At 69.3% G+C, this 12,499-nt stretch carries 9 protein-coding genes and 2 pseudogenes; 6 read left to right on the top strand and 5 right to left on the bottom strand.

Annotation, left to right across the window (positions count from 1 at the left end; all coding sequences use genetic code 11):
- The first annotated feature begins 333 nt into the window (after window positions 1–333).
- The gene (locus tag ACFWVE_RS00700) at window positions 334–576 is read left to right on the top strand and encodes an alcohol dehydrogenase catalytic domain-containing protein (RefSeq protein WP_384006770.1); all 243 of its coding nucleotides are present in this window, start codon (window positions 334–336) and stop codon (window positions 574–576) included.
- Between the two features lie 232 nt (window positions 577–808).
- Here the strand turns inward: ACFWVE_RS00700 and ACFWVE_RS00695 are convergent.
- The 4 genes and pseudogenes from ACFWVE_RS00695 to ACFWVE_RS00680 form a co-directional block, all read right to left on the bottom strand.
- A pseudogene (locus ACFWVE_RS00695) lies at window positions 809–1,111 on the bottom strand (IS1380 family transposase); the annotation flags it as partial.
- A gap of 142 nt (window positions 1,112–1,253) precedes the next feature.
- Window positions 1,254–1,799 (bottom strand): annotated as a pseudogene (locus tag ACFWVE_RS00690) (sensor histidine kinase); the annotation flags it as partial.
- Window positions 1,800–1,907: 108 nt separating this feature from the next.
- The gene (locus ACFWVE_RS00685; protein ID WP_384006767.1) at window positions 1,908–2,594 is read right to left on the bottom strand and encodes a response regulator; all 687 of its coding nucleotides are present in this window, start codon (window positions 2,592–2,594) and stop codon (window positions 1,908–1,910) included.
- Complete coding sequence (locus ACFWVE_RS00680) at window positions 2,595–3,776, bottom strand: sensor histidine kinase (RefSeq protein WP_384006764.1); 1,182 nt, start codon at window positions 3,774–3,776, stop codon at window positions 2,595–2,597.
- Window positions 3,777–4,004: 228 nt separating this feature from the next.
- On the opposite strand from ACFWVE_RS00680, the gene ACFWVE_RS00675 reads away from it, so the two are divergent.
- The 3 genes from ACFWVE_RS00675 (at window position 4,005) to ACFWVE_RS00665 (ending at window position 6,628) form a co-directional block, all read left to right on the top strand.
- Entirely contained in the window at window positions 4,005–4,241 is a 237-nt protein-coding gene (locus ACFWVE_RS00675; protein WP_384006761.1) for a hypothetical protein, read from the top strand.
- A 208-nt stretch (window positions 4,242–4,449) separates the two neighbouring features.
- The gene (locus ACFWVE_RS00670; protein ID WP_384006758.1) at window positions 4,450–5,958 is read left to right on the top strand and encodes an alpha/beta hydrolase; all 1,509 of its coding nucleotides are present in this window, start codon (window positions 4,450–4,452) and stop codon (window positions 5,956–5,958) included.
- Between the two features lie 13 nt (window positions 5,959–5,971).
- Window positions 5,972–6,628, top strand: a complete 657-nt coding sequence (locus ACFWVE_RS00665; RefSeq protein ID WP_384006755.1) for a hypothetical protein — start codon at window positions 5,972–5,974, stop codon at window positions 6,626–6,628.
- Between the two features lie 821 nt (window positions 6,629–7,449).
- Here ACFWVE_RS00665 and ACFWVE_RS00660 read toward each other — a convergent pair.
- Window positions 7,450–8,292, bottom strand: a complete 843-nt coding sequence (locus ACFWVE_RS00660) for a helix-turn-helix transcriptional regulator (RefSeq protein ID WP_384006753.1) — start codon at window positions 8,290–8,292, stop codon at window positions 7,450–7,452.
- A gap of 582 nt (window positions 8,293–8,874) precedes the next feature.
- Here ACFWVE_RS00660 and ACFWVE_RS00655 point away from each other — a divergent pair.
- Together ACFWVE_RS00655 and ACFWVE_RS00650 are read left to right on the top strand one after the other, a co-directional pair.
- On the top strand, window positions 8,875–9,849 hold the full coding sequence (locus tag ACFWVE_RS00655; RefSeq protein ID WP_384006750.1) for an SDR family oxidoreductase: 975 nt from the start codon (window positions 8,875–8,877) through the stop codon (window positions 9,847–9,849).
- A 718-nt stretch (window positions 9,850–10,567) separates the two neighbouring features.
- Window positions 10,568–12,019, top strand: coding sequence for a sulfatase-like hydrolase/transferase (locus ACFWVE_RS00650; protein WP_384006747.1), 1,452 nt, complete (start codon window positions 10,568–10,570; stop codon window positions 12,017–12,019).
- The last annotated feature ends 480 nt before the right edge of the window (window positions 12,020–12,499 follow it).

The raw sequence follows: 12,499 nt of genomic DNA, 5'->3' as shown, positions 1-12,499 counted from the left end.
GCGGTGGTCACGGACGCACCGGAACGGGCCGGTACGGCCCGAACGGGAGCGGGGGCGGGCGTGCCCTCTGAGCAGGCAAAACGGGGTGCGCCGACATCAGGCGTCAGCCTCCGGCACGTCCGTTTCAGGACTCATAATCCGTCGGCCGTGGGTTCGAGTCCCACCCGCCCCACCAGTTTTACCCTGCGGAAACGTTCTGACCTGCGGAAACGCATTTTCCGGGTGCGTTTCGCGTGTGGCGTTTGCCTCACGGCGGTGTGGCGAACGTGGGTCCTAGTGCATCGAAAATGAGCTCTGAACGGCTTTGACCTGGGGTTTTGTAGCGACGCCTCCGTGGGAGCGCCGTTGAACGGTCCCACGGCCGTGGAGGGAGGGGCCGCCCTTCGCCCAACACATCGGCGCGAGATCGCCCCCTTCGCGCGTGGCCTGCCTCGCGGGCAATGTGCCTTCCCCCTCGGCCACGAGGCGCCAGGCGTTGTCGAACAAGTCGGCCCGGACGTCACGGATGTCGATGCCGGCGACTTTGTCACCTTCGACTGGCGAACTGCATGCAGTCGGCCCACTGGCCCGTCGTGAGGACCAGGGATAGCGGGCGGCATAAGCCGTCCGTGCTCAGGTGGAGCTGTGGTGAGCCCGCTCCGCGAGAGCGGACCGGGCCGCCCCCGCCTCCACCAGGCGGGCCTGCAGGCCTTGCTGCGGTGTTTCGTCCTGGTGTTAAGGGACTTGGTATGAAACTGACGGCCCTTGTTGACAGGTGGGTGTGGGTCTCTCGTAACCAGCCTCGGCGTTTCAGTCGGGGTTGCCGGGCGACCTCGGCGGACTCGCGGAGGGTGCCGTCCTGGTCCAGGGCGGGGTGCCAGACCTGGTCGGGCAGGGCGCGGATCGCGCGGCGGACCGGCTCGGTGACCGCGTATCCGACCGAGAAGGAGGTGCGGATTCCGCGTGTTCGCAGGTTTCGGACGTGGGTGAGGAAGAGCTTCGCGGATCCGGCACTGTCGGTGCGGACGAGGATGTCGGTGCCGTACCGGTGTGCGTCGGGGATCTGCGCGAGAGCGTCGTCCAGAACCGCGATGTGGCCCGCGGCCGTGTTGGCTCCGGCGTTCCCGGGCCGGTCGGAAGCCTGGTGCAGGCAGAAGACGACGACACGAGGTGGCCGTGGTGTGAGGGCGCGGCCAACCGGCCGCCACCCGCACACCGCACCACAACCTCCCCGGCTCTCACCGGGCTTCGGGAGCAGGGCGGTGCTTGTACATTCAGTAGGGGGATCTGTGTTCCTCCTCGGAGGCCAGGGTGGGCAGACGAAGAGTGAACGTGGTGCCCACGCCAGGGGTACTGCGCGCGTCGACGGTGCCGTCGTGCGCGAGGACGAGCTGGTGAACGATGGCGAGTCCGAGCCCGCTGCCGCCAGTACTACGGCTTCGGGACGGGTCGGCGCGCCAGAACCGCTCGAATACGTGATCCAGATGTTCGGGAGCGATCCCGTGGCCGGTGTCGCTGACCGCGAGGACCACCATGTCGCCGTCGACGGTCGCCGTCAGTGTCACCGTGCCGCCGGACGGCGTGTGCTGCACGGCGTTGCTCACCAGATTCCCGAGAGCTTGTTTCAGTCGTACGGGATCCGCGTACAGCAGTGGTTCTCCGGTGACGGCCAGGGCGATGGTGAGGTTCGCCTTCACGGTCGCGGCGCGGTGTGCGCTGATCACCTGGTCCATCAAATCCGCGGCGAAGAGAGGTTCGGGGTGGAGCCTCAGGACTCCGGCGTCCGCTGCCGCGAGATCCTGGAGGTCGTCGATCAGGCGTGCAGATCTGCCCACGCCACGCAGGATCTTGGAGCCCTACCTGACCGGAAGCGGCGTCCCGGACCCGCTCTCTCGGAGCAGCGTCGGCCTCCCTCTGCGCGAGGCCGGTCATTCCTCCGCGTCACGTACCAGGAGCGCGATCCGCACCCGGTTGTCGACCCCCAGCTTGGCGAACAGGTTGCCTACGTGCGCCTTGACGGTCGCGACGCCGATGTGCAGCCGCTCGGCGATTTCCGGGTTGCCCAGTCCGTCCGCGACGGCCCGAGCGGTATCGAGTTCTCGTTCGGTCAGTGCGGACAGCTGTTTCCGCGCGGCTTCGCGGGATGAGTCGCGAGCGTAGGAGGACCGCGGGCTGGTGGCTGCGGCGATCACCCGTGCCGTGGCCGCTGGGGACAGCACGGGGTTGCCGTCCGCGACGGTCCGCACCGCGTCGAGGATCCGCGACGGCTGGGTGTCCTTGAGGACGAACCCGAGTGCTCCGGCGCGCAGTGCGCCGAGCACCAGATCGTCGGAGTCGAATGTGGTCAGCATGAGTACCCGGGGCGGCGCCGGACGGGTGAGGAGCTCCCGGGTCGCGCTGAGACCGTCACGGCCGGGCATCCGCACGTCCATCAGCACGACGTCCGGCCGCTGCTCGTCCACCACGGTGATCGCGGCGTCCCCGTCGGCCGCCTCCGCGACGACGGTCAGGTCCGGTTCGCCGTCGACGACGAGCCGCAGCGCCATGCGCACCAGCTGTTCGTCGTCGACGATGACGACACGCACCGGCTCCACCGGCTCCCGCTCGCTGTCCACTCATACTCTCTTTTCGTGGGTGGGATTCGGCCAGGGCAGCCGCGCGGTGAGGACGTATCCGTTGTCGGGTGCGGGGTGGTGGCTGAGTTCTCCGCCGGCGAGGCTGATGCGTTCGGTGAGGCCGAGCAGACCGAATCCCGATGTTGGTGGTTGTGCGGTTGCTGTGGTGGCGGGGGAGTTGTGGACGCTGACGCCGAGGTTGTCGCCGGCTGTTCCTTCGAGGGTGATGTGTACGTGCGCACCTGGGGCGTGTTTTGCGGCGTTGGTCAGTCCTTCCTGGACGATCCGGTAGCAGGTCCGTCCGACGGCATCGGACGGTGTTCCCGCCACGGTGCTGGTGAGCGTGACGTCCAGTCCGGATGTGCGGGCTTCGGCTATCAGTTCGGGGACGCGGTCGAGGGAGGGCTGGGGTGGTTCCGGGCGGCCCGGGTCGGCCCGGAGCACACCGAGGACATCCCGTAGTTCTTCCAGGGCCTGGTGGGAGCCGTCGGCGATACCGCGGACCAGCACGCGGCTTTCCTCTGCGGTGAGGTCGCTGCGGTGGTCCAGCACTCCGGCCTGCATGGCGACCAGGGAGATCCGGTGCGCGAGCACGTCGTGCATCTCGCGGGCGATCCGGTTGCGTTCCAGGGCCCGTGCCTGCGCCGCCCGTGCGGTCTGTTCACGTTCCGCGCTCTCCGCCCGGTCCCGCAAGGACCGCACTTCGACGCGCCGTGCCCCGATGGCCATGCCCATGGCCACCGCGATGCCCGCGATCAGTGCCGGGAACGCGAGCTGGTACCACAACAGGCCGGGCGAGCTCTGGACCGGGTAGAACCCGCCGGCGAACTGTGACGCGGTCACGAAGGCCAGAGCGACGACCCCGATCTCCACCGGACGACGACGCGTGGAGATCGAAACCAGCGCCAGAAACGCGGCGCCGGAAGCGAGTGCCGACGCGGTCGAGGCGATCACGACCGTCATGGCGACGGCGAGCGGGAACCGCCGCCGCCACAGAAGCGCCGTCAGGCAGCCGAGAGCCACCAGCGGATCACCGATGACGAACCACGAGCCCGTTTCGTCCGTCTGCCCCCGCAGCAACACACCGATGGACAGCCAGAGCGGTATCCCCACTGCCGCGGCCGCACCCAGCCGCCATGTCTGCTGCCACCACCCGAGCCGTGGCGCTGCGTCCGTGTTCACCCGGCCATTGTCGCGAAGCCGCGCGGCCGGTGAGTCGGACCGCGGGATGATGCGCCCCCGACCAGAGTCGAATCACCGCCCCGCCTTCGGCCGAAGGCGTTGCGAGCCGCAGGGCTGATGTGTCTGCCGCACCGCACGGACAGACTCGTTCACGTGCCGAGACAACCGAACACCAGACGGAGAAACGCGATGCGCAAGGGCGGCTATACGGCCCTTGAGGCGGTCGGCATGGTGATCACAGCCCTGGCCGCCCAAGGGATGATCCGCGCTCTGCTCAACCAGGGCTCCGAGCCGCTGTGGGGCATCCTCAACCGGGTCCCCGGCGGCCTCACCGGCCAGATGATCCTCCTCGGACTCATCGCGCTCGTCGCAATGGTGTCCGGTGGCTGGGCACACACCCGCAAGGAACCGACCACCGAGCGGGCCGGAGATCTTGGGGGAACCCGCGACCGGGGAACGACCTGACGCCCATCCGGACGACAGACCCGCCCCTACGGCATGTGTGCCCACGCGCCCCGGGGAGAGCATTCGCCGTCCACGCGCTCAGCCTGGCCGCCCACGGCCTCCACGACCCCGCCCGGATCGACGTGCTGGTCCGCTTGAACGGCCGGCGGCGGGGTTGTCCCGAGCATGCCCGTTTCGGCGCCCCCGTGCGCCCTCAGGAGGACATCAGATGCGTAGAAGAACCTTGTCCCTCACCCTCGACGCCACCACGGCGACGGCCGCCGTGGCGCTGACCGTGCTTCCGGAAATGTCGGTGGCGACGCCCGGCACCGCGGCGACGACGCCGGACACCGTGCGGTGGGGCCCGTGCTCGGAGAAGAAGGCCGCTTCACCCGGTAAGGCCGCGTCACCCCGTCTCGAGTGCTCGACACTCGAAGTCCCGTTGGACTACCGCAATCCCGACGGCCGGCAGATCGACGTCGCGATCTCCCGGCTGGCGAGCGAGAAGCCGTCGCAGCGCCGCGGTGTGCTGACCACTCCGGGCGGTCCCGGCATCTCAGGTCTCGGCCACCCAGTCGCTCTCGCCGCCTCAGGGCTGCCGCAGGACGTGCTGGACTCCTACGACGTGATCGGCTTCGGCCCGCGGGGCACCGGCCGCAGTACGCCGGTGACCTGCGACCTGACGCGGGCACAGCGCAACCGCGGCAACCTGCCGCCGTACGCGCACACAGCGGCCGATGTCGCGCGGGAGGCGGGGAACGCGCGGACCGTCGCCGGGCAGTGCGCCACCTCGCGGACGGCGTGGATGCTGCCGCACACCACCACCGCGAACACCGCGCGTGACATGGACCGGATCCGGGCGGCACTGGGCGAGCCGAAGCTCTCGTACCTCGGTGGGTCCTACGGCAGTTACCTCGGTGCGGTGTACACGACGATGTTCCCGAAGCGCAGCGACCGGATCGTGCTCGACAGCAACCTGGGCCCCGGCGGGTACGACGTCACGGCCACGCGGTCGCTCGCCCGTGGGATGGAGGACCGGTTCCCGGACTTCGCGGCGTTCGCCGCCGCGCACCCCGAGTACGGCCTGGGCACCACACCGGAGCAGGTGACCGCGAAGTTCTTCGAGCTCGCGAAGCGGCTGGAGGCGAAGCCGGTCCAGGGCATGGACGCGACGCTGTTCCGAGGGCTCACCTTCGACCGCCTCTACAGCGACGCGTCCACGCCCCTGGTGGCCGAGATGTGGCAGGCGCTCGACAAGGACCGGCCGCTGCCGCCCGACACCCCACCGTCGACGGACGGCATGGAGAACTTCATGGCGGCCCGGTTCCATGTGATCTGTGGGGATACGCGCTGGCCGGGGACGGTCCGGGAGTATCAGCGCAATGTCGCGGTCGACCGGGTGAGGTACCCGATGCTCGGCGGGTCCGCGGCAGGCATCGGACCGTGCGCGTTCTGGCCGGACAAGCGGGTCGAGCCGCCGGTGCGCATCAGGGAGCGGGGCCCGTCGAACGTGCTCATGGTGCGGAACGGGCGCGACCCGGGGAACCCGCTGGCCGGCGCCCAGGAGCTGCGGCGGGCGTTCGGGAAGCGGGCCACGATGGTGAAGGCCGACCAGGGCGGGCACGGCATCTATCCGTTCGGCCCCAACACGTGCGCGAACGGCGCAGTGACGACGTTCCTGACCACCGGGCAGCGCCCGTCGCGGAACCTCGCCTGCGCGGCGGAACCGAGTGAGTAGCGGGAGCGGAGACATGTTCAAGGAGTGGCGGCATCGTCGGGCCGTGCAGCGAATCAAGCCCGGGGACGGGCGACCGTTGAAGCGTTTCCGCTGGTGGCAGATGCTTACCCGCGGACTGTTCCATCTTCGGCTGATGAGTGACGACGGTCGGCAGACGGTCTACACCGTCGACGTAAGGCATCAAAAGCAGTCGTCGAATGGCCACGTCAAGGCCCACCTGTACCTCGACGGCAGGCATCACGCCGAGTCCAGAGTCCCCGCCGTCTTCCCCGTCCAGGGCGGCACCGTCGAAGTGAGGGCGAGCAATTTCGGGCTCAAGCGCTGCCACTACGTCACCGCCGAGGGGGCCGAGTTCCAGCTCGTCCCGGACACCGCCTCCGCCGAGGGGCGCCGCGCGCGCCTCGACCGCGCACACCCCGCGCTGAGCCGCTTGATCGGTTCCCTCTCGATGATGGTGCTCGTCATCGGCCTGGTCCTCCTGATCCTTCAGCTCGTCGAACAGGTCACCCGGGACCCGGAGGGCCTCGCCCAGTACGTCGGGACCTTCACCTCGCCCGCCGATCTGCCGGGCTGGGGCAACGCCGTGCTCGGACTCGTCACCGTGGCGGCCAGCACGGAGCGGGCGCTGCGGCTGCGCTACAGCAGGCTGCTCGACGGCGGGGCGGGCTGACCCCGCTTCTTCGGCGCCACCGGGTCGAACAGCTCGTGTTCACGGGCAAGACGAAGGCGTAGTGGGAGAGCCGGATCCGGCGCCCGGAGGAGGCCGCCCGCCGCTACTTCGCGGGGGAGCCGTACTCGGGCCGGGCCTCGGGCATCACGGCCGTCGGTTACCACCAAGCGGGGCCCGGGGCCGCCACCGAGCTGGAGCGGATCACGGCCGGTCCGGATGGGGCGGCGGGGAGGGTGTGGCGCAGGCTCGGGCGGGATGAGGATGAGTGGCAAAGGGGCGCCGCCCTCTGGCCCTGGTCCTCGCGCTCTCCGCGTGCGCGGCTGGCTGGCGCGGAGCCCCTGGCCGCGATCGCGGGGTGGAAAGCCGACGCACCCGCCGGTGTCCTCCCCGCCCTCGGCGGCCCGAATCGCGAACCCGCCGGTCCCGTGGCCCCAGCCGAACGAGCTGCATCCACTACGAAAAGTGAATGCCTGCTGTGGGCAGTGAGAGGTCGAGAGGTGAGAAATCACAGGAACCTCCAGGGGTGACCTGGTGACCTGGTGACCTGCGGAAGGCGAGGGAACCTTGCGCTCCTCGGATGCGGCGATGAGGCCAGCGGGGGAGGGGGCGGGGCGCGATGACTGATCACCTCAAGGACCCACAGGCCGTCTCCTGGGAGGGCCTGGCCGAGGAGTTCTCCTTCACCGACGCGGAGAAGGACCGGGTCCAGAAGGGGGCGCAGGCGCTGGTCCTGGCCTCCCGTGTCCATCGCCTCGCCGAGTTGCGGAAGCGGCAGCACACCACGCAGGCCCAGGTCGCCGAAGTCCTCTCCACTCCGTGCATCAGCGAGCGCCTACTGGCCACAGTACGGACAGGAGCTGCAACTTCTCGTAGCTCTCGCTGCCAGGAACGGCGGTGTAGACCAGCAGTGTGTGTGACTGGCTCGGGTCGTGCAGTATCTGGCAGTGCAGTTCCAGATCCCCCACCTCGGGGTGCGTGAAGCGCTTGACCTCGGCGGGGCGGATGCCTATCTCATGATCGTTCCAGAGGGTCCGGAACTCCTCGCTCTGCCCGTGAAGGAGGTCGGCGAGGTGCGCCGCCTGCGACCCGGGTCCGCGCAGGGTGAGGATCCCGCGCAAGCCGGAAACGAACATTCGGGAGAGGAACGGGTGCTCTTCGGGCGCGTACAGCCGACGCGCGGCGGGGTCGGTGAACCACCGGTAGCCGAGGCTGCGGGCCGGCCCGGTGTAGCCGGTCGTGTCGCCTGTGAGTGCGACGCCGAGCGGGGTCTGGCGCAGGGTCTCACCCAGTTCGGTGACGATCTCCGCGGGAGTGTCGTCGAGCCGATCGAGCACACGCAACAGGCCCGGGCTGATGTGCTCGCTGACCGCGCCCCGCGCAGGGGGATGGTGGCCTGCGAGCCTGAAGAGGTGGTCGCGCTCGTCGAGTGAGAGATGCAGTCCTTGAGCGATCGAAGCGATCATCTGCTCGGAGGGGTGGGGTCCGCGCTGGCGTTCGAGTCGTGCGTAGTAGTCGGTGGACATGTGGCAGAGCGAGGCTGCTTCCTCGCGCCGTAGTCCGTTGGTCCTGCGGCGTTCCCCCCGGGGGAAGCCCACGTCCTCGGGCTGTAACAACTCCCGGCGGCGACGGAGGAACTCGGCCAGGCCGACCCTGTCGATCATCATGCGGTTTCCTTCCTCGGCGTGCCTCAGTTCTACCTACCGGGACACACCGCCATCCACGGATCATCAATCCCCCCTTCCCGGTACAGCGGCGGTTCCGTGACCAGGACCGGCAGGCCGTGGCTGTCCTCCTCGGGGGGCCTGACCGGCGCGGGCACGTCACCGCTGAAGTCGGGGCGACGTCCCTCACCTCCGACAGGCGGTCGCTGCCGATCGCAGCAGACGGGACCGAACTGTCCGCACTGCTTCGGTCGAGGCCGGTCATCACCGGCACGGCGGACATGACTTCCCGGCCATGGCAGCCTGCGAACCCGTCCAACGACAGAAGTGCCCGCCACACCAGACGTCAGCACACCGTCGGCATCGTCGGCGGAGTCACTGCGATGTGCCTGGGCAAGCCCGGGCGCGTGAGGTTTCCGTCCCGGGCTGCCCGGGTCGAGCCGGCCAGGGATCGACAGGCCGTGGATGTCACCGCGGACCAGGTGCAACCTGAGACGACAACAGCCAGTCAGGGCGACTGGCATCGCCACCCGGCGGCCGGCACCACAGCGCCGCACAGGGTCAAGGAATCCTGGGAGCAGCACCATGGCACGTACACAGCCGGACATCGTCGTCCCCGATCTCTCAGGCAAGCTCGCCGTCGTCACCGGCGCCAGCGACGGCGTCGGACTCGGCCTGGCGGCCCGTCTCGTCGCCGCCGGCGCCGAGGTGGTCATGCCCGTCCGCAACGCACGCAAAGGCGCGGCAGCGATCGACAGGATCCGGGAGCAGCACCCGCAAGCCGTCCTGTCCCTCAGACAACTCGACCTGTCGTCGCTGGACTCGGTCGAGAGACTCGGCGCCACGCTGCTCGCCGAGAACCGCCCGATCCACATCCTCGTCAACAACGCCGGTGTGATGACTCCACCGAACCGGCAGACCACCGCCGATGGATTCGAGCTGCAGTTCGGCAGCAATCACCTCGGTCACTTCGCTCTTGTCAGCCACCTGTTGCCCCTGCTGCGCGCCGGCAGTGCGCGCGTGACCTCGCAGATCAGCGTCAGCGCGAACCAGCACGCCATCAACTGGGACGACCTGAACTGGGAACGCTCCTACAACGGCCGCAAGGCGTACAGTCAGTCCAAGATCGCTTTCGGCTTGTTCGGACTCGAACTGGATCGGCGCAGCAGGGCCGCGGGCTGGGGCATCACCAGCAACCTCTCGCACCCCGGCATCGCCCCCACCAGCCTCCTGGCCGCACGCCCTGAGGTGGGCCGGGCAAAAGACACCGCGGGGGTACGCCTCATTCGTGCTCTGTCCAGGCGCGGCATTCTTGTCGGCGACCTGGCGACGGCGCCGCTGCCGGCCCTGTTCGCCGCGACCTCCCCCGACGCGTGCGGCGGCCGCCTGTACAGCCCCGGCGGCCCCCGGAACCTGGGTGGCGCTCCCGCCGAACAGCCCCTCTACCCGCGACTTGCCGGCATGGACGACGCCCGGCGGATCTGGCAGGTCTCCGAGGGGCTCACACGCACCGCCTTCCCCGTGGCGTCGTCGACCACCGCTCCCGAGGACGGCAGGTGAGCGGCTGCCCCTTGTGGGCACGGTGACCGCCAGGACGAGGCTGCCGCCGTCGAAGAACGTTCCCGCCCGCAGGCCCCCTCCACAGGGCCGTCGGCGGACTCGGCGGCAGACCGCCCTCGCCGGCAGACCGCCCTCGCTGTGGGGGCGTGTCGCAGCACCGTCCCGCAAGGCGTCGCAGGGAGAGCCGCTTGCCGAACCAGCCGAACGGGACGCGCTGTCGGTAGGCACGCGAATTGCGTCACCCGCAGCCCGGTGAACGATTTCGCCCACGCCATCCTGCCCTCAACGCCGCAGTCATGCTCAAGTGGCGTCCAGTGCGCCGCCTTGCGCAACACCCCTGGGCGCCGAATTCGCGTACCCAGGAGGCGTGCGAAAAGCCTGACCGGGACGGAGGCCGAAGCCTCGCCGCGGCGGACCGGCGGCGACAGCGCCGGCATTGTGTGCCGGTCCACCCCTGCCGTGCGTGCGTACTGTCGCAGCCGACCCCATTCGTACACATTCCCGGACCTGTGCTCCTTCCGGCACTCCCGACGCGGGGCCGACCCGATGCGACCCGCCGAGGAAGTGCCCGATCCCAGGACGCTGTCGTCGGCATCGGCCGCTGAACCGAGGTGACGGTCTCAGCCCGGTCGGCATCCTCGGATCGAGAGGCCCTGGATACCGGCGATCGACCTCGAAACCCTGAAGCGACATCGACCCCGAGCAGACTCGAGGATCCATGACTTCACAGATGTCCTCCCTGTCCAGGCGCCGCCTCCTGGGCGCTGCGGGCGCCGCCGCGGGAGCCGTGGCCCTGACACCCTCGTGGGCGTCGGCGAACGCGGCACAGGAGTCGGAGTTCGCCCCGGCCGACCGCGGCAGGCTTCCCGAGAAGCCCAACATCCTCGTCATCCTGGCTGATGACCTGGGCTGGGCCGACCTCTCCTGCTACGGCGCCCCGGAGATCAGAACCCCTCATCTCGACCGGCTGGCACTGTCGGGAATCCGCTTCACCGACGGATACGCGGCCTCCCCGCTCTGCTCACCGACCCGCTTCGGCCTCTACACGGGCCGCTACCCGGGCCGGCTCGCCGGAGGCCTGGCCGAGCCGATCGTCAGGCCGAACGAGACCGACGGCATTCCGCTGGACCGGCCGACCCTTGCCGGCATGCTGAAGGAGCAGGGATACACGACCCGCATGTTCGGCAAGTGGCACTGCGGATACCTCCCCTGGTTCAGTCCCACTCGCGTCGGGTGGGACGAGTTCTTCGGCGCCATGGGCGGCGCTGTCGACTACTTCTCCAAAATCAACCCCAACGGCGACTTCGACCTCTACGAGAACGAGGTCCAGGTCGAGGATCTGGGGTACTTCACGGATCTCATCACCGACCGGACCGTGGACTTTATCCGCGAGAAACACCGCAAGCCATGGTTGGCCAACGTCAACTTCACCACGCCGCACTGGCCGTGGGAGGGACCGAAAGACGTGGCGATCAGCAAGGAGCTGACCGCCCGGACTCTGGCAGGTGAGACCGGCGACAACGGAGCGCTCGCCCACTGGGACGGCGGCAGCCGCGAGGTCTTCAAGGAGATGGTCGAAGGGCTGGACGCCGCGGTCGGGAAGATCCTCGAAGCACTGGACGCCACCGGGCAGCGCCGGAACACCGTTGTCCTGTTCACCAGCGACAACGGCGGTGAACGTTGGTCGAACATGTGGCCGCTGTACGGCAACAAGGGCGACACCCGGGAAGGCGGAGTCCGGGTGCCCGCGATCCTGAGCTGGCCGGGCACGCTCCCCGGGCACAAGGTCAGCAGCACGCCGGTGATCACCATGGACTGGACGGCGACGTTCGTCGAGCTGGGAGCGGCCACCCCCGACCCCGCTCACCCGTTCGACGGCGTGAGCCTCGTCGACCACTTGCTGCGCGGCAAGCCGGCGCCCGGGCACGACCTGTTCTGGCGAATGCGAAACAGCCGGGCTCTGCGCCGCGGCGACTGGAAGTTCTACTACAGTGCACTGCCGCAGCCCGGAATGCCCAGGCCCACCCCGCAGCTGTACAACCTCGCCGTCGACCAGCGTGAGTTCGCCAATCTGGCGACGAAAGAACCTCGCAAGCTGTCCGAGCTCGTCGAGGCATGGGAGGCCATCAACGCCACCCTTCTCCCTTACCCGCCGCCGACGAACGGATGACCCGGTTCCGCACTTTCATGGGTGTGCTCGTCCATACCTCGATCGGATAAGTGGAAAGTGTTTCTGGCCTCTGGAGACGGAACTGGACCAGAGTTCTGATGGCTGAACGGAAAGCGGCACTCTCCACATGAGCGAGCCCGTCGGGTTGCACTCGCGCGTCCGTGGCAAGGGCGGTGGCAGGGGCGGTTCGCAGGCCCGGACGACGCGTCTGGTGGAGAAGGTCCGCAGGTTGGGCCGGACACCGCGACACCGACGGCACTGGCGCCGTGGCGCAAGCCGCGGACAGCGCCTCGCCCAGGTCGCCCCTGCGGGCCGAGCCCGACGTGTTCGGCCGGCCGCGTCCGACCTCGCGGTCGCCCGGTTCGTCTGCATCTCGCCGCAACCGGCCCGTAAGGCCCCGCTGTGATCGCTCGGCACAGGCCGACGCGCGCTCGCGGGTCTGAGGGCCGGCCGGGGTGAACGATCCGGCCGCCGGCGGCA

The sequence above is a fragment of the Streptomyces sp. NPDC058632 genome, assembly GCF_042717095.1.
Classification (GTDB): Bacteria; Actinomycetota; Actinomycetes; order Streptomycetales; family Streptomycetaceae; genus Streptomyces.
The sequence above is the reverse complement of the archived record's forward strand: the minus strand, read 5'-3'. Positions and strand labels throughout refer to the sequence as shown.

Bases quoted from the DNA above. Each gene is read 5' to 3' on its own strand.
- ACFWVE_RS00675 (WP_384006761.1), top strand. From the start codon at position 4,005: ATGGTGATCACAGCCCTGGCCGCCCAAGGGATGATCCGCGCTCTGCTC.
- ACFWVE_RS00670 (WP_384006758.1), top strand. From the start codon at position 4,450: ATGCGTAGAAGAACCTTGTCCCTCACCCTCGACGCCACCACGGCGACG.
- ACFWVE_RS00665 (WP_384006755.1), top strand. From the start codon at position 5,972: ATGTTCAAGGAGTGGCGGCATCGTCGGGCCGTGCAGCGAATCAAGCCC.
- ACFWVE_RS00660 (WP_384006753.1), bottom strand. From the start codon at position 8,292: ATGATGATCGACAGGGTCGGCCTGGCCGAGTTCCTCCGTCGCCGCCGG.
- ACFWVE_RS00655 (WP_384006750.1), top strand. From the start codon at position 8,875: ATGGCACGTACACAGCCGGACATCGTCGTCCCCGATCTCTCAGGCAAG.
- ACFWVE_RS00650 (WP_384006747.1), top strand. From the start codon at position 10,568: ATGACTTCACAGATGTCCTCCCTGTCCAGGCGCCGCCTCCTGGGCGCT.